Below are 16,674 nucleotides of genomic sequence, written 5' to 3'. Positions count from 1 at the left end.
CCCCGGATCTTGTGCCCGGGTCTGGCTGCATTCGCTTTCGCTTGACGCGTACCGATATCCCTATCTGAAATGGTCCATGGCGTGACTCTGGATTGCGGAGCTAAACATGGCCTAATTGAGCGGCAAATACCAGACCCGTGTCACATCAGCTCTCAATCTGCTGCTACTGCTGGTCTGGCGGAGGTGCTCATGGTCATGGTTGCGCCGACGGAAGCCAGAATAATGCACATGATTGCCATCCATTGTGACAGCGAGAGGTATTCATGAAGGAACAGCAAGCCAGATAGCGCGCCGAAGGCTGGCTCGATACTCATCAGTGTGCCGAACGTTCTGGCCGGCATGCGGGTCAGCGCGACCATCTCCAGGGTGTAGGGGAGGGCCGTGGACAGGATGGCGACGCCGAAGGCTATAGGGATCAATGACGGGCTCAGCAGAGCGGAACCTGCATGGACAATACCGATGGGGGCTACGAACAGCGCAGCGATCATTACCCCTAGTGCGGCGGTTTGCACGCCATTGTCGGCCCCGGCTTTTTGACCAAACAAAATGTACAGTGCCCAGCAGACCCCTGCACCCAAGGCATAACCGGCGCCTACCAGATCGATGCCGGAGGTCGCTTCCCCCGTCGGTATCAGTAACAGTAAGCCGACGGCAGCCAGGGCGATCCACAAAAAGTCGATCGCGCGACGCGAGGCGTAGATCGCCACCGCCAGTGGGCCGGTGAATTCAAGCGCCACCGCGATGCCCAGCGGGACGGTTTGCAATGACATATAGAAGAGGAAGTTCATGCCGCCCAGCGCCATGCCGTAGACGATGACGGTGCGCAGGGATCTTGCGGTGAGTTTTGCCCGCCATGGACGCAATATCAGCATCATGATCACGCTGGCAAAAATCAGTCGTAATGTTGTCGTCCCCTGAGGGCCGACAACCGAGAACATGCTTTTGGCCAGGGAGGCTCCGGACTGGATCGACGCCATGGCTATGAGCAGCAGCCCAACCGAGAACAGGGTAGAGGCTAGGCTGCGAGGTTGGTCATTCATTACGTGGCATCGTCCGAAATGTAGGAGTCAAGGGTATTTCTATTTGTGTTGGGCAATATACTGCGCATTCCCTGCAGGCGCGTCTATATATAAGCAGTGTTTTTGCACATTTCGGTAGAAACCCGAATCAGTGCTTGACGGCAGATTCTGGAAGCCTATAATTCGCCCCACTTCCGGCGCAGTCGAAACGGAAAACTCCTTGGTAAACAAAGAGTTACGCAGGTTTCGGCAGCAGGTCGCTTCAGTTCATCGAAGCCGAAAGGGAGTTGAAAAAGAGGTGTTGACAGCAGCGTGTAACGCTGTAGAATTCGCCTCCCGCTGACGAGAGATCTGAAGCGCAAGTGGTTGAAGTTGTTAGAGATTTCCAAGCGAAACTTTGAAAACTTCTGAAAAATACCACTTGACAGCAAGTGAGGCTGCTGTAGAATGCGCGCCTCGGTTGAGACGAAAGATCTTAACCAACCGCTCTTTAACAACTGAATCAAGCAATTCGTGTGGGTGCTTGTGGAGTCAGACTGCTAGTCAACAGATTATCAGCATCACAAGTTACTCCGCGAGAAATCAAAGATGTAACCAACGATTGCTGAGCCAAGTTTAGGGTTTTCTCAAAACCCAAAGATGTTTGAACTGAAGAGTTTGATCATGGCTCAGATTGAACGCTGGCGGCAGGCCTAACACATGCAAGTCGAGCGGATGACAGGAGCTTGCTCCTGAATTCAGCGGCGGACGGGTGAGTAATGCCTAGGAATCTGCCTGGTAGTGGGGGACAACGTTTCGAAAGGAACGCTAATACCGCATACGTCCTACGGGAGAAAGCAGGGGACCTTCGGGCCTTGCGCTATCAGATGAGCCTAGGTCGGATTAGCTAGTTGGTGAGGTAATGGCTCACCAAGGCGACGATCCGTAACTGGTCTGAGAGGATGATCAGTCACACTGGAACTGAGACACGGTCCAGACTCCTACGGGAGGCAGCAGTGGGGAATATTGGACAATGGGCGAAAGCCTGATCCAGCCATGCCGCGTGTGTGAAGAAGGTCTTCGGATTGTAAAGCACTTTAAGTTGGGAGGAAGGGCATTAACCTAATACGTTAGTGTTTTGACGTTACCGACAGAATAAGCACCGGCTAACTCTGTGCCAGCAGCCGCGGTAATACAGAGGGTGCAAGCGTTAATCGGAATTACTGGGCGTAAAGCGCGCGTAGGTGGTTTGTTAAGTTGGATGTGAAAGCCCCGGGCTCAACCTGGGAACTGCATTCAAAACTGACAAGCTAGAGTATGGTAGAGGGTGGTGGAATTTCCTGTGTAGCGGTGAAATGCGTAGATATAGGAAGGAACACCAGTGGCGAAGGCGACCACCTGGACTGATACTGACACTGAGGTGCGAAAGCGTGGGGAGCAAACAGGATTAGATACCCTGGTAGTCCACGCCGTAAACGATGTCAACTAGCCGTTGGGAGCCTTGAGCTCTTAGTGGCGCAGCTAACGCATTAAGTTGACCGCCTGGGGAGTACGGCCGCAAGGTTAAAACTCAAATGAATTGACGGGGGCCCGCACAAGCGGTGGAGCATGTGGTTTAATTCGAAGCAACGCGAAGAACCTTACCAGGCCTTGACATCCAATGAACTTTCCAGAGATGGATTGGTGCCTTCGGGAACATTGAGACAGGTGCTGCATGGCTGTCGTCAGCTCGTGTCGTGAGATGTTGGGTTAAGTCCCGTAACGAGCGCAACCCTTGTCCTTAGTTACCAGCACGTCATGGTGGGCACTCTAAGGAGACTGCCGGTGACAAACCGGAGGAAGGTGGGGATGACGTCAAGTCATCATGGCCCTTACGGCCTGGGCTACACACGTGCTACAATGGTCGGTACAGAGGGTTGCCAAGCCGCGAGGTGGAGCTAATCCCACAAAACCGATCGTAGTCCGGATCGCAGTCTGCAACTCGACTGCGTGAAGTCGGAATCGCTAGTAATCGCGAATCAGAATGTCGCGGTGAATACGTTCCCGGGCCTTGTACACACCGCCCGTCACACCATGGGAGTGGGTTGCACCAGAAGTAGCTAGTCTAACCTTCGGGAGGACGGTTACCACGGTGTGATTCATGACTGGGGTGAAGTCGTAACAAGGTAGCCGTAGGGGAACCTGCGGCTGGATCACCTCCTTAATCGACGACTCAGCTGCTCCATAAGTTCCCACACGAATTGCTTGATTCATTGAAGAAGACGATATAGAAGCAGCCCGAAATTGGGTCTGTAGCTCAGTTGGTTAGAGCGCACCCCTGATAAGGGTGAGGTCGGCAGTTCGAATCTGCCCAGACCCACCAATTTTGTGTGGGAAACGCCTGTAGAAATACGGGGCCATAGCTCAGCTGGGAGAGCGCCTGCCTTGCACGCAGGAGGTCAACGGTTCGATCCCGTTTGGCTCCACCACTAACTGCTTCTGATTGTATAAAGCTTAGAAATGAGCATTCCATCGGTGCGATGGTGAATGTTGATTTCTAGTCTTTGACTAGTTCGTTCTTTAAAAATTTGGGTATGTGATAGAAAGATAGACTGAACGTTACTTTCACTGGTAACGGATCAGGCTAAGGTAAAATTTGTGAGTTGCTCTTTATGAGCAAGAATCGAATTTTCGGCGAATGTCGTCTTCATAGTATAACCAGATTGCTTGGGGTTATATGGTCAAGTGAAGAAGCGCATACGGTGGATGCCTTGGCAGTCAGAGGCGATGAAAGACGTGGTAGCCTGCGAAAAGCTTCGGGGAGTCGGCAAACAGACTTTGATCCGGAGATGTCTGAATGGGGGAACCCAGCCATCATAAGATGGTTATCTTGTACTGAATACATAGGTGCAAGAGGCGAACCAGGGGAACTGAAACATCTAAGTACCCTGAGGAAAAGAAATCAACCGAGATTCCCTTAGTAGTGGCGAGCGAACGGGGACTAGCCCTTAAGTTGATTTGAGATTAGCGGAACGCTCTGGAAAGTGCGGCCATAGTGGGTGATAGCCCTGTACGCGAAAATCTCTTATCAATGAAATCGAGTAGGACGGAGCACGAGAAACTTTGTCTGAATATGGGGGGACCATCCTCCAAGGCTAAATACTACTGACTGACCGATAGTGAACTAGTACCGTGAGGGAAAGGCGAAAAGAACCCCGGAGAGGGGAGTGAAATAGATCCTGAAACCGTATGCGTACAAGCAGTGGGAGCCCACTTTGTTGGGTGACTGCGTACCTTTTGTATAATGGGTCAGCGACTTATTTTCAGTGGCGAGCTTAACCGAATAGGGGAGGCGTAGCGAAAGCGAGTCTTAATAGGGCGTCTAGTCGCTGGGAATAGACCCGAAACCGGGCGATCTATCCATGGGCAGGTTGAAGGTTGGGTAACACTAACTGGAGGACCGAACCGACTACCGTTGAAAAGTTAGCGGATGACCTGTGGATCGGAGTGAAAGGCTAATCAAGCTCGGAGATAGCTGGTTCTCCTCGAAAGCTATTTAGGTAGCGCCTCATGTATCACTGTAGGGGGTAGAGCACTGTTTCGGCTAGGGGGTCATCCCGACTTACCAAACCGATGCAAACTCCGAATACCTACAAGTGCCGAGCATGGGAGACACACGGCGGGTGCTAACGTCCGTCGTGAAAAGGGAAACAACCCAGACCGTCAGCTAAGGTCCCAAAGTTATGGTTAAGTGGGAAACGATGTGGGAAGGCTTAGACAGCTAGGAGGTTGGCTTAGAAGCAGCCACCCTTTAAAGAAAGCGTAATAGCTCACTAGTCGAGTCGGCCTGCGCGGAAGATGTAACGGGGCTCAAACCATACACCGAAGCTACGGGTATCACTTAGGTGATGCGGTAGAGGAGCGTTCTGTAAGCCTGTGAAGGTGAGTTGAGAAGCTTGCTGGAGGTATCAGAAGTGCGAATGCTGACATGAGTAACGACAATGGGTGTGAAAAACACCCACGCCGAAAGACCAAGGTTTCCTGCGCAACGTTAATCGACGCAGGGTTAGTCGGTCCCTAAGGCGAGGCTGAAAAGCGTAGTCGATGGAAAACAGGTTAATATTCCTGTACTTCTGGTTATTGCGATGGAGGGACGGAGAAGGCTAGGCCAGCTTGGCGTTGGTTGTCCAAGTTTAAGGTGGTAGGCTGGAATCTTAGGTAAATCCGGGATTCTAAGGCCGAGAGCTGATGACGAGTGTTCTTTTAGAACACGAAGTGGTTGATGCCATGCTTCCAAGAAAAGCTTCTAAGCTTCAGGTAACCAGGAACCGTACCCCAAACCGACACAGGTGGTTGGGTAGAGAATACCAAGGCGCTTGAGAGAACTCGGGTGAAGGAACTAGGCAAAATGGCACCGTAACTTCGGGAGAAGGTGCGCCGGTGAGGGTGAAGGACTTGCTCCGTAAGCCCACGCCGGTCGAAGATACCAGGCCGCTGCGACTGTTTATTAAAAACACAGCACTCTGCAAACACGAAAGTGGACGTATAGGGTGTGACGCCTGCCCGGTGCCGGAAGGTTAATTGATGGGGTTAGCTAACGCGAAGCTCTTGATCGAAGCCCCGGTAAACGGCGGCCGTAACTATAACGGTCCTAAGGTAGCGAAATTCCTTGTCGGGTAAGTTCCGACCTGCACGAATGGCGTAACGATGGCGGCGCTGTCTCCACCCGAGACTCAGTGAAATTGAAATCGCTGTGAAGATGCAGTGTATCCGCGGCTAGACGGAAAGACCCCGTGAACCTTTACTATAGCTTTGCACTGGACTTTGAATTTGCTTGTGTAGGATAGGTGGGAGGCTTTGAAGCGTGGACGCCAGTTCGCGTGGAGCCAACCTTGAAATACCACCCTGGCAACTTTGAGGTTCTAACTCAGGTCCGTTATCCGGATCGAGGACAGTGTATGGTGGGTAGTTTGACTGGGGCGGTCTCCTCCTAAAGAGTAACGGAGGAGTACGAAGGTGCGCTCAGACCGGTCGGAAATCGGTCGTAGAGTATAAAGGCAAAAGCGCGCTTGACTGCGAGACAGACACGTCGAGCAGGTACGAAAGTAGGTCTTAGTGATCCGGTGGTTCTGTATGGAAGGGCCATCGCTCAACGGATAAAAGGTACTCCGGGGATAACAGGCTGATACCGCCCAAGAGTTCATATCGACGGCGGTGTTTGGCACCTCGATGTCGGCTCATCACATCCTGGGGCTGAAGCCGGTCCCAAGGGTATGGCTGTTCGCCATTTAAAGTGGTACGCGAGCTGGGTTTAGAACGTCGTGAGACAGTTCGGTCCCTATCTGCCGTGGACGTTTGAGATTTGAGAGGGGCTGCTCCTAGTACGAGAGGACCGGAGTGGACGAACCTCTGGTGTTCCGGTTGTCACGCCAGTGGCATTGCCGGGTAGCTATGTTCGGAAAAGATAACCGCTGAAAGCATCTAAGCGGGAAACTTGCCTCAAGATGAGATCTCACTGGGACCTTGAGTCCCCTGAAGGGCCGTCGAAGACTACGACGTTGATAGGTTGGGTGTGTAAGCGCTGTGAGGCGTTGAGCTAACCAATACTAATTGCCCGTGAGGCTTGACCATATAACACCCAAGCAATTTGCGCTTAAAAGCCAGATTGCGGTGTGTGAAGACGAAACGAACCGAAAGTTCGAGATACTCACAAAACACCAAACTATCGCATACCCAATTTGCTGAAGCGAGGCCATCTGGTCACGACTCAGTACCCGAATTTCTTGACGACCATAGAGCGTTGGAACCACCTGATCCCATCCCGAACTCAGCAGTGAAACGATGCATCGCCGATGGTAGTGTGGGGTTTCCCCATGTGAGAGTAGGTCATCGTCAAGATTAAATTCCGAAACCCCAATTGCGAAAGCAGTTGGGGTTTTGTTTTTGTCCGCAGAAAAGCAGGGGCTAGCTGGCTCGTCCGCTCAAGTTCAATTGTAAAAAAAATCACACGAACATGACTCCACGGTTTTGCTAAGGTGCAGCTCATTTTTAATGGACTGAGTTTGCGCCCACGGATCGGCATTCTTTTCAAAGAGTTGCTGCACAAGTGCCTGAACCAATACCGATCAAGGACCACGAAAAAGAGACAAGCCTGGTCAACAAGAGACTCATGGCCTGCGCCTTGTTCGTTGCTGCCGTTACCTGTGCTCTGGTGGTACGCCTGTACGTCCTGCAAGTAGTCGAGTTCGACTATCACTCGACCATCTCCGAAAACAATCGCGTACATGTCCTGCCGATTACACCGACCCGCGGGTTGATCTATGACCGCAACGGCGTACTCCTCGCGGATAACCGCCCCAGCTTCAACCTGACCATCACCCGCGAACGTGCTTCTAACGTAAACGAAGAACTGGACGAGGTAGTCAATCTCCTGCACTTGCCCGCTGAAGATCGCACGCAGTTCGACAAGGCGATGAAGCAGGCACGTCACCCCTTCGTACCCGTGACGCTGTTCTATGAGCTGAGCGAAGAACAGATTGCCGTACTCGCCGTCAACGAGTTCCGCCTGCCGGGCCTGGATGTCGAGCCGCAGTTCGTTCGGCACTATCCATTGGCCGAGCACTTCGCTCATTCGGTCGGCTACGTCGGACGTATCAACGAGAAAGAGTCAAAGGCTCTGGATACCGTCGAGTACCGAGGCACCCAATCCATCGGCAAGACCGGGATTGAAAAATTCTACGAGTCGCAGCTGCACGGCCATGTCGGTTACGAGGAAGTCGAAACCAATGCCCAGGGCCGCGTGTTGCGAGTGCTCAAGCACACTGACCCGGTGCCCGGCGAAAACATTGTCCTGAGTCTCGACATCAAGCTTCAGGAAGCCGCCGAGCAAGCCCTGGGGGATCGCCGTGGCTCGGTGGTCGCGCTGGATCCATCGACCGGTGAAGTGCTGGCCATGGTCAGCAACCCGAGTTTCGATCCGAATCTGTTCGTCACCGGTATCAGTTCCAAGGAGTACTCCACGCTACGGGACTCCATTGACCGACCGCTGTTCAACCGTGTGCTGCGCGGTCTCTATGCGCCGGGTTCGACCATTAAGCCGGAAGTGGCAATCGCCGGCCTCGATGCCGGTGTCGTCACGCCACAGACACGTGTGTTCGACCCCGGTTATTACCAGCTGCCGGATTTCGATCACAAGTACCGCAACTGGAACCACAGCGGCGACGGCTGGGTGGATATGGACGCGGCGATCATGCGTTCCAACGACACCTACTTCTATGATCTGGCACACAAGCTCGGTATCGATCGCCTGCACGACTACATGGCCATGTTCGGACTGGGTGAGAAAGTCTCCCTGGACATGAATGAAGAATCCCCCGGCCTGATGCCATCCCAAGCCTGGAAACGCGCCACCCGTCGTCAGGCCTGGTTCCCGGGCGAGACGGTGATTCTCGGTATCGGCCAGGGCTACATGCAGGTCACTCCGCTGCAGTTGGCCCAGGCGACGGCGCTGATTGCCAACAAAGGCGTGTGGAATCGCCCGCACATGGCCAAAACCGTGGACGGTGTCGCGCCAGTGGATGAGCATCCGATGCCGAACATTGTGCTCAAGGACCCTCGCGACTGGGAGCAGGTCAACCACGGCATGCAGATGGTGATGCACGATGCCCGTGGGATCGCCCGGGCCGCAGCCGCGGGCGCGCAGTACCGTATCGCCGGCAAGAGTGGTACCGCGCAAGTGGTGGCGATCAAGCAGGGCGAGCGTTACAACCGGGAGAAAACCCGCGAGCGTAACCGCGACAATGCCTTGTTCGTCGGTTTCGCCCCGGCCGAGCAACCGAAGATCGTGATTTCGGTGATGATCGAAAACGGCGAGGCCGGTGGTCGCGTCGCCGGTCCTGTCGTGCGGGAGATCATGGACGCCTGGCTACTCGATCAGGACGGGCACCTCAAGCCGCAGTACGCCGCGCCAAGCAAGGCACCGGACGATCCTCACGCCTGAACCCCCATGGCTTCACAGCACAGGCTCACGGATGCTGAGCATGTGCTGGAAGCTCTCGAGGAACACGGTTTCGGCCTGGCTCATCTTCTGTTCGCGATTCCACAACAGCTGGATATCGAAATCCACCACCCCGTCTTCCGGCGGCAAGCGCCAGAGCAGACCTTGCTCGACATCCCGGCGCACCAGGTGGGTGGGCAAGGCGCCGATGCCGTAACCCGCGCAGATCAGGCGGTAAATTTCTTCGAAACTGGTGGAAGAGGCGACGATCTTGCCGGTGAAACCTTGTTGGTCGCGGAACAGCGTCAGGGGTGAAAGATTGCCGCCCAATTGATCACTGGTGAAGCTGACAAAGTTTTCCGCCGCCAGTTGTTCCAGGGTCAGGTTCTCTTGCCCAAACAACCGGTGACGCTGGCCACAAAAGTAAGCATAGGTCTCTCGAAACAGTACCCGTTGCTCCAGCCGCGGCTGTGGCAAGCGGCACAGGCCGACGCCGATGGTTGCGGTCTTCTGCAGCAGCGAACTGATGATGTTCGAACTGCCCATCACCTCGACTTCCAGCTCGATTTTCGGGTGGGTTTCATGGAAATCCGCGAGGAAGTCATCGTAATGGCGCGCCTGCACGCCGCTGACGGTAAGGATGCGGATCTTGCCCACCACGTCGTCGTGACGGCTCTCCACCACCGTCCCCAGGCGTGAAATGTCCCCGTAGATATCCGCCGCTATGCGCAGGACTTCTTCCCCGGTTTCCGTCAGCTCAAAGCGTCGTCCGCTGCGGGCAATCAACACGCATTCCAGTTGTTCTTCCAGCCGTTTCAGCGCCTGGCTGACCGCCGACTGGGTGATGTGCAGTCGCGCGGCGGCGCGGCTCATGCTGCCTTCCTGGCCGATGACCAGATAGGTGCGCAGCAGGTTCCAGTCGAGGCGGTCATTGAGAAAGCGCCGGCCGACCCACGGGTTGGAAGTGGAAGGCATAAAACCTCATGCAGTAGCAGAGCTAATAGTAAAGATAAGAATTTGAAAATTGACTAATCCTGGCATGGAAGCGATAAAGCCCACAAGCGCCACAGAGCGCAACCGTCATCAGCCTTAACACCTGCCCAAAAACTATAAGTACACAGGGTCCTTGCATGCACACTACTCCCCAACCGCGCCGAGCCGCGGCCGCTGCCTTCATTGGCACGACCATCGAGTTCTACGACTTCTACATCTACGCCACCGCGGCGGCGCTGGTCCTTGGGCAAGTGTTCTTCCCCAGCAGCGACCCGGTCATGAGTACCCTCGCGGCATTCGGCAGTTTCGCGGTCGGCTTCATTGCCCGGCCCATGGCCGGTATGGTGTTCGGTCATCTGGGCGATCGTCTCGGGCGCAAGAAGATGCTGTTGGTGACCATGGCCCTGATGGGGATCGCCACCGCCGGTATTGGCTTGCTGCCGAGCTACGCCAGCGCCGGCATCTGGGCACCCATTGGCCTGATCGCGCTGCGTTTGATCCAGGGCATTTCGGTCGGTGGCGAGTGGGGTGGGGCGGTGCTGATGGCCAGCGAGCATGCGCCGGCCAGGCGCAAGACGTTCTACGCGTCGTTCGCGCAACTCGGCAGCCCGGCCGGTTTGTTGCTGGCTCTGATTGCCTTTCGACTGGTGACGTCCCTTGAGCCAGAGGATTTCCTCGCCTGGGGGTGGCGCCTGCCGTTCCTCGCCAGCGGCGTGTTGATGATGGTCGGCCTGCTGATCCGCTCCGGCGTTCACGAGTCGCCGGAATTCGCCAAGGCCAGGGACAACAACGAGACCGCCAAATACCCGGTGATGGACGTGATCCGCACCTGCTGGCGGCAGATCCTGTTCGCCGCCGCTGCCGTGACCATTGGCTCGGCCGGGTTCTTCTTCACCAACACCTTCATGATCACCTACGTCACCCAATACCAGGGCATTGCCCGCTCGACGATTCTCGATTGCCTGTTTCTGGTGACCGTCATCCAGTTGCTCTCACAACCGCTCTCGGCGCTGATCGCCGAACGTATTGGCGAAGATCGTTTTCTCAAATGGGTCGCGCTGCTGTGCATGGTCACGCCATACCCGATGTTCCTGCTGGTAGGCACGCAGAACATTGTGTTCATGACAGCCGGTATTGCCCTGGCGGTGGTGATTCTCTCGGCGCTGTACGCGGTGATCGCCGGCTACATGACCCAGGCCTTCCCGGTGCACCTGCGCTACTCGGGCATTTCCATCGCCTACCAATTGGCTTGCGCCGTGGCCGGTGGCACCACGCCGCTGATCGGCACCCTGCTGGCCAGCAAGTTTTCCGGACAATGGTTGCCGCTGGCGGTGTTCTTCACCTTGCTCTCGGCCCTGTCCCTGATCGGTGTTTGCGGCCTGGCCCGCCTGCGCGCCAACCCGGTCGTCACCCAAGCTGCCAAAGAGGTGTATTCGTGAGTAAACCTGCACACATCGACCCGGTTGAATGGCAAGCCCGTTGCGAACTGGCTGCGCTGTATCGACTGGTCGCGCACTTTCGCATGACCGACCTGATCGACACCCACATCACCCTGCGGATACCGGGGCCCGAGCATCACTTTCTGATCAACCGCTACGGAGTGATCTTCGACCGCATGCGCGCCTCGGACCTGGTGCGCATCGATCAGGAAGGGCGGGTGGTCGACCCGGAGTACGCAGGCCATCGGGTCAACGCCGCCGGCTTCGTGATTCACTCGGCGATCCACATGGCGCGCCCGGACCTGAACTGTGTGATCCACACCCACACGGCGGCCGGCATGGCGGTCGCGGCGCAGAAACAGGGCTTGCTGCCGATCAGTCAGCACGCGCTGAAGTTCTACGGCAAGCTGGCCTATCACACCTACGAGGGCATCGCGCTGTCGCTGGATGAGCGCGAGCGCTTGATCGCCGACCTCGGTCCGCACCGGGCGATGATCCTGCGCAACCACGGTTTGCTGGTCGGTGGTTCGGGCGTGGCCCAGGCCTTCCAGGAAATCCACTTCCTGGAGCGCGCCTGTCAGGCCCAGGTGCAGGCGCTGGCCGGTGGTTCGGCACTGCATTACCCGGCGCCGGAAGTGTGCGCACACACCGCCGAACAGTTTGACCGTGATGAGCAGGACAATATTATCGACCTGGCCTGGGAGGCCGCCCTGACGTTGATCGAATCCCAGCGCGAGTCTTATTTGTCATGAACGCCGTCATCAATACCGTGGTTCTGCTGTCCCGCGACACCTTGCTGCTCAAGCAATTGCAGGCGGCGTTCGCCCGCAGTGCGCCGCAGCTCACTGCCGTGCTGGCCGATGATTCCCGGGCCGCCAATGCGCAGATGGCGGCGTGCTGGTTTCCCTTGCCGGGCAGTCTCGGCGCGTTGCCGAACCTGCAGGTGATTCACTCGGTGGCCGCCGGTATCGATCACCTCGATCACGATACGTCATGCCCGGACCTGCCGATTTGCCGCGTGGTCGACCCGGGCCATCGCCAGGGCATGACCGAGTACGTGCGCTGGGCGGTGATTCACTATCACCGCGGTTTCGACCAGGTGTTGTCGCAACAGCGGGAGCAACGCTGGGAGCGGCCGCTGCAACGGGCGGCGGGGCAGTTCAAGGTCGGTGTGATGGGGCTCGGATCGCTGGGCAGCGCGATAACTCTGGACCTGGTCGCAGCCGGTTACGACGTGCGCGGCTGGGCACGGCGCGGCAAGGACTTGCCGGGTGTGCGCACCTTCGCCGGGGCTGATGCGTTGCATCCGTTTCTCGACGGCGTCGAGTTGCTGATCAACCTGCTCCCGCTGACCAGCGAAACCCGCGGCATCCTCGGGCGAGCCACTTTCGAACAACTCGCCAACGGCGCGGCACTGGTCAACTGTGGGCGCGGCGGTCATTTGAACATCGATGACCTCGAACAGGCCTTGGCGAGCGGGCACTTGCGCGGCGCCTTGCTGGATGTCTTCGAACAGGAACCGCTGCCGGTCGAACATCGGCTATGGAATATGCCCGGTGTCACCATCACCCCGCACATGGCTTCGGCGGCTTCCCATGACTGTATTGCCGAACAAGTGGCGGAGAACTTTCGTCGATTGAATATCGGTGAACCGTTATTGAACTGTGCCGACCGATTACTGGGTTATTGAACCCAGCGCTATTCAACCAATAAAAAGTGCCCTGCGAACTCTCCCGCTCAGTTGGGCGAGCCATAACAACAACCTTCGCCTCAACCGTTTTACTGCCAGTCAAAACAATTAAATAACGAGTTCTTGAAGAATTCCTGGAGACAGTGATGAGCGATCTATCGTCCGCAGAAAAGTCCGGCGCACCACCAGAAGTTGCAATCAGCATGAAAAAAGTCGCGGTGGCCAGTGTGATCGGCACCACCGTGGAGTGGTACGACTTGTTCGTGTTCGCCACGGCTTCGGCGCTGGTGTTCAACAAAGTGTTCTTCCCGGATTTCGTGCCGCTGATCGGAACGCTGCTGGCGTTCGGCACGTTCGCTTCGGCGTATCTGGCGCGGATTGTCGGTGCGGCGTTGTTCGGGCATTTCGGTGATCGCCTGGGGCGCAAGTCGATGTTGTTGATCTCGCTGCTGACCATGGGCGCGGCCACCTTCGCCATCGGCTTGTTGCCTGACTTTGCGACCATCGGCATCTGGGCTCCAATCCTGTTGTTGCTGCTGCGGGTCGTGCAAGGCCTGGCACTGGGTGGCGAGTGGGGCGGGGCGGTGTTGATGGCGGTGGAGCATGCGCCGGCCAACAAGCGCGGCTTGTACGGTTCCTGGGTGCAGATCGGCGTACCGGCCGGGACCATGATTGCCAACCTGGCCTTTCTGTTGATCGCGGCGTGGCTGTCCCCGGAGGATCTGTTGGCATGGGGTTGGCGCGTTCCGTTCCTGGCCAGCGTGTTGCTGATCGCCGTCGGCTTGTACATCCGCTTGAACATCTCGGAAACCCCGGCCTTCAACAAGGTCAAGGAAGCCGAAGTGCAAGTGAAAATGCCGCTGGCGGAAGTGTTCCGCAAGTACTGGAAGCAAGTGGTGCTGGGCGGTATTGCCACCATGTCCACGGGTGCTTCGTTCAACATTATCGTGGCGTTCGGCTTGACGTATGGCACGCAGAATCTCGGCTTCAGCCGCAGCGTGATGCTCGGTGTGGTGCTGCTGTCCTGCGCCTGGTGCATCGTCATGTTGCCGGTGTTCGGCGCGCTCTCGGACCGCTTCGGCCGCAAGCCGATCATTGTCGGCGGCATCATCGCCGAAGCGCTGGTGGCGTTCCCGATGTTCTGGCTGATGGACACCAAAGAGCTGTCGATGGTGGTGTTCGGTTACCTGTTGTTGATGACAGCGTTCGCCGCCAACTACGGGCCGATCGCGACCTTCCTCGCCGAACTGTTTGGCACCCGGGTGCGTTATTCCGGGTTGTCCATCAGCTACATGTTGTCCGGCCTGCTCGGCAGCGCGGCGACGCCCATCGTCACCACCGCATTGCTGGCCGCGACGGGCAAAGGTTCGTCGGTGGCCTGGTACATGATCGGTGCGGCACTGATTTCCCTGGTGGCACTGTTGCTGTTGACCGAGACCTTCAAGAAGGACATCAGAGAAATCCCCAGCGTCGTCCCGACAGACGATCCAGTCCCCGGCAAACCCTTCAAATCGGCTACGGCCTGACATCTGGAGTTCTACAACATGCGCAGAGTTCAATCGGCCCCGGGCTACATCGGCCCGGTCGGCCCTTACTCCCAGGCCGTGGTCAGCGGCCACCTGGTGTTCACCGCCGGGCAGATTCCAGCCCAAGGCAGTCTCGACGAACAGCCCGCTGATTTCCCCGAGCAGGTACGGCAAACCTTGCGCAACCTCGAAGCGATCCTGATCGAGGCGGGCTCCGGTTTCAGTCACGTGATCAAGGTCAACGCCTACCTGACCGATCCCGCGCAACTGGAGCCGTTCAACGCCGTGTACCGCGAGTTCCTCGGCCATGCGCCACCGGCGCGCACCACGGTGTGCGTGGCGCTGTGGGGCGTGTCGCTGGAGATCGACTGCGTTGCCGAACTGATTGCCGGGGAGCCGCAACATGGATGAGTCGCAACTGATCGAACAGCTCAAGGCGGTGAGCTTTCCGACCCTCGGGCACTTTCTCGAAGAGGGTTTTGCCGATCCGCAACTGCGGGCCATGGTGCCCAATGTCAAAGTCGTTGGCCGTGCATTGACCCTGAAACTGCTGGGCGCCGATGCCATCGCCGTCAACCGGGCCCTGGCGCAAATCAGGCCGGGCGACGTGCTGGTGATCGACACCGGTGGCGATCATCGGCACGCGGCGGTCGGTGCGGTGACCAGTTGCGCGGCGCGCTGTGCCGGGGCTGTGGGTATTGTAGTGGACGGTGCGGTGACCGATCTTCTGGAACTGCGGGAGGCCGGTTTGCCGGTGTTCGCCCGAGGCACCAGCCTGTTGACCACCAAGCTGCACGGTCGCGAGGACAGCGCCATCAATCAGTCCATCCACTGTGCCGGGGTAACGGTGCAACCGGGGGATTGGGTGCTGGCGGACGACAACGGCGTGTTGTTTCTCGACACGGCATCGGCGGTGGCTGTGATCGAGCAGGCGCTGGCCTCGGATCGCGCCGAGCCGCGCTTGCTCGAACGCTTGCAGGCCGGTGAGTCGGTGGCGCAGGTCTTGCGCGTTTAGTCCGTCAGCCGTTGCTGCAGGCTTTCGAGAAAGATCGTCTCGGCCCGGCTCATGCGCTGTTCGCGGTTCCACAGCAAATGAATGTCGACATCGGCAATACCTTCGTGGGGCGGCAGGCGCCAGAGCAATCCGGCGTCGACGTCCGCCGCCACCACGTGCTCGGGCAGGCAGCCGATACCGAAGCCGGCGATCACCAGTCGCCGGACTTCCTCCAGGCTCGGTGAGGACGCGACGATGCGGCCACTGAAACCCTGCTGATCGCGGAAAATCGTCAGCGGCGAGAGCATGCCGCCGATCTGGTCGCTGGTGAAACTGACGAAATTCTCCCGCTGCAAATCCCCTTCGGCGACGTCCTGTTGACCGAACATTCCATGGTGCTTGCCGCAGAAAAACGCATAGCGCTGACGCAGGAACAAGCGCTGCTCCAGGCGTGGCTGCGGGCGCCGATTGAGGCTCAGGCCAAGGGTCGCGGTTTTTTCCTGGAGGGCGCTGACGATGTCGGAACTGCGCATCACATCGACTTCCAGATCCACTCGCGGGTACTGGCGATGGAAGTCGGCGAGGAAGTCATCAAAGCGCTCGGAGAAGATCCGGCTGATGATCAGCAACCGCACTTTGCCGATCACTTCGTCGGCCGGTTGTTCCAGCACGCTGCTGACCTGGGACATTTGCCCGTAGATTTCCCCGGCCAGGGCGAAGATCTGCTCGCCGACTTCAGTCAGGGCAAAACGTGGCCCGCGACGGGCAATCAGTTGGCGGCCCAGTTGTTCTTCCAGGCGCTTGAGTGCCTGGCTCACTGCCGGTTGCGTCAGGTGCAGGCGGGCGGCGGCGCGGCTGATGCTCTGCTCCTGGCCAATCACCCGAAAGGTGCGCAGCAGGTTCCAGTCCAGGCGGTCATTGAGCAGGCGTTGCATAGGCGGTCAGCAGAAAGTCAGGGGCCAATAGGGAGAGTCGACGGCTTGCACACATCGTGCGCAAGCCATGGAAAATCTGCAGTCGCGGGATCGTAACACTGTTGGAGCGCAGCAGCAGAGGCAA

10 protein-coding genes, 2 tRNA genes and 3 rRNA genes are annotated in these 16,674 nt (G+C 57.4%); 12 read left to right on the top strand and 3 right to left on the bottom strand.

The genetic code is table 11. The annotated features are described in order from the left end of the window. Positions 1 to 152 precede the first annotated feature (152 nt). Entirely contained in the window at positions 153 to 1,040 is an 888-nt protein-coding gene (rhtA, locus tag AC3IP0_RS20055; protein WP_489316734.1) for a threonine/homoserine exporter RhtA, read from the bottom strand. 624 nt (positions 1,041 to 1,664) lie between these two features. On the opposite strand from rhtA, the gene AC3IP0_RS20050 reads away from it, so the two are divergent. The 6 genes from AC3IP0_RS20050 (at position 1,665) to mrdA (ending at position 8,976) form a co-directional block, all read left to right on the top strand. Further along, positions 1,665 to 3,201: ribosomal RNA gene (locus AC3IP0_RS20050) — 16S ribosomal RNA — on the top strand. Between the two features lie 82 nt (positions 3,202 to 3,283). Then, a tRNA-Ile gene (locus AC3IP0_RS20045) sits at positions 3,284 to 3,360 on the top strand. 30 nt (positions 3,361 to 3,390) lie between these two features. Next, a tRNA-Ala gene (locus AC3IP0_RS20040) sits at positions 3,391 to 3,466 on the top strand. Positions 3,467 to 3,716: 250 nt separating this feature from the next. Beyond that, positions 3,717 to 6,608 (top strand): 23S ribosomal RNA (locus AC3IP0_RS20035). Positions 6,609 to 6,759: 151 nt separating this feature from the next. Then, positions 6,760 to 6,875, top strand: a 5S ribosomal RNA gene (rrf, locus tag AC3IP0_RS20030). The 16S, 23S and 5S rRNA genes sit together here with 2 tRNA genes alongside, the layout of an rRNA operon. 208 nt (positions 6,876 to 7,083) lie before the next feature. After that, positions 7,084 to 8,976 (top strand): penicillin-binding protein 2, encoded by a 1,893-nt coding sequence (gene mrdA, locus AC3IP0_RS20025; RefSeq protein ID WP_489316733.1) that lies wholly within the window; start codon positions 7,084 to 7,086, stop codon positions 8,974 to 8,976. 12 nt (positions 8,977 to 8,988) lie between these two features. Here mrdA and AC3IP0_RS20020 read toward each other — a convergent pair whose 3' ends face one another. After that, positions 8,989 to 9,948: a LysR family transcriptional regulator gene (locus tag AC3IP0_RS20020; RefSeq protein WP_489325729.1), complete on the bottom strand. Its 960-nt coding sequence runs from the start codon at positions 9,946 to 9,948 to the stop codon at positions 8,989 to 8,991. A gap of 155 nt (positions 9,949 to 10,103) precedes the next feature. Here AC3IP0_RS20020 and AC3IP0_RS20015 point away from each other — a divergent pair, with 155 nt between their 5' ends. From AC3IP0_RS20015 to AC3IP0_RS19990, 6 genes are all read left to right on the top strand, one after another. Beyond that, entirely contained in the window at positions 10,104 to 11,405 is a 1,302-nt protein-coding gene (locus tag AC3IP0_RS20015) for an MFS transporter (RefSeq protein WP_489325728.1), read from the top strand. After that, complete coding sequence (locus tag AC3IP0_RS20010) at positions 11,402 to 12,157, top strand: class II aldolase/adducin family protein (RefSeq protein ID WP_489325726.1); 756 nt, start codon at positions 11,402 to 11,404, stop codon at positions 12,155 to 12,157. The genes AC3IP0_RS20015 and AC3IP0_RS20010 overlap by 4 nt, the downstream gene beginning before the upstream one ends. Further along, the gene (locus AC3IP0_RS20005) at positions 12,154 to 13,095 is read left to right on the top strand and encodes a 2-hydroxyacid dehydrogenase (protein WP_489316730.1); all 942 of its coding nucleotides are present in this window, start codon (positions 12,154 to 12,156) and stop codon (positions 13,093 to 13,095) included. Before AC3IP0_RS20010 ends, AC3IP0_RS20005 begins: the two co-directional genes overlap by 4 nt. A gap of 146 nt (positions 13,096 to 13,241) precedes the next feature. Next, complete coding sequence (locus AC3IP0_RS20000) at positions 13,242 to 14,621, top strand: MFS transporter (RefSeq protein WP_489325724.1); 1,380 nt, start codon at positions 13,242 to 13,244, stop codon at positions 14,619 to 14,621. Positions 14,622 to 14,639: 18 nt separating this feature from the next. Then, the gene (locus tag AC3IP0_RS19995; RefSeq protein WP_489325722.1) at positions 14,640 to 15,032 is read left to right on the top strand and encodes a RidA family protein; all 393 of its coding nucleotides are present in this window, start codon (positions 14,640 to 14,642) and stop codon (positions 15,030 to 15,032) included. Then, positions 15,025 to 15,636, top strand: a complete 612-nt coding sequence (locus AC3IP0_RS19990) for an RraA family protein (RefSeq protein WP_489325720.1) — start codon at positions 15,025 to 15,027, stop codon at positions 15,634 to 15,636. The genes AC3IP0_RS19995 and AC3IP0_RS19990 overlap by 8 nt, the downstream gene beginning before the upstream one ends. On the opposite strand, the gene AC3IP0_RS19985 is transcribed toward AC3IP0_RS19990, so the two are convergent. Then, positions 15,633 to 16,550 (bottom strand): LysR family transcriptional regulator, encoded by a 918-nt coding sequence (locus AC3IP0_RS19985; RefSeq protein WP_046043224.1) that lies wholly within the window; start codon positions 16,548 to 16,550, stop codon positions 15,633 to 15,635. The genes AC3IP0_RS19990 and AC3IP0_RS19985 overlap by 4 nt on opposite strands. Between the last annotated feature and the right edge of the window lie 124 nt (positions 16,551 to 16,674).

Source organism: Pseudomonas sp. GL_103, from assembly GCF_057835175.1.
Note: the sequence above shows the minus strand (reverse complement) of the source record. Positions and strands in the feature narration are given on the sequence as shown.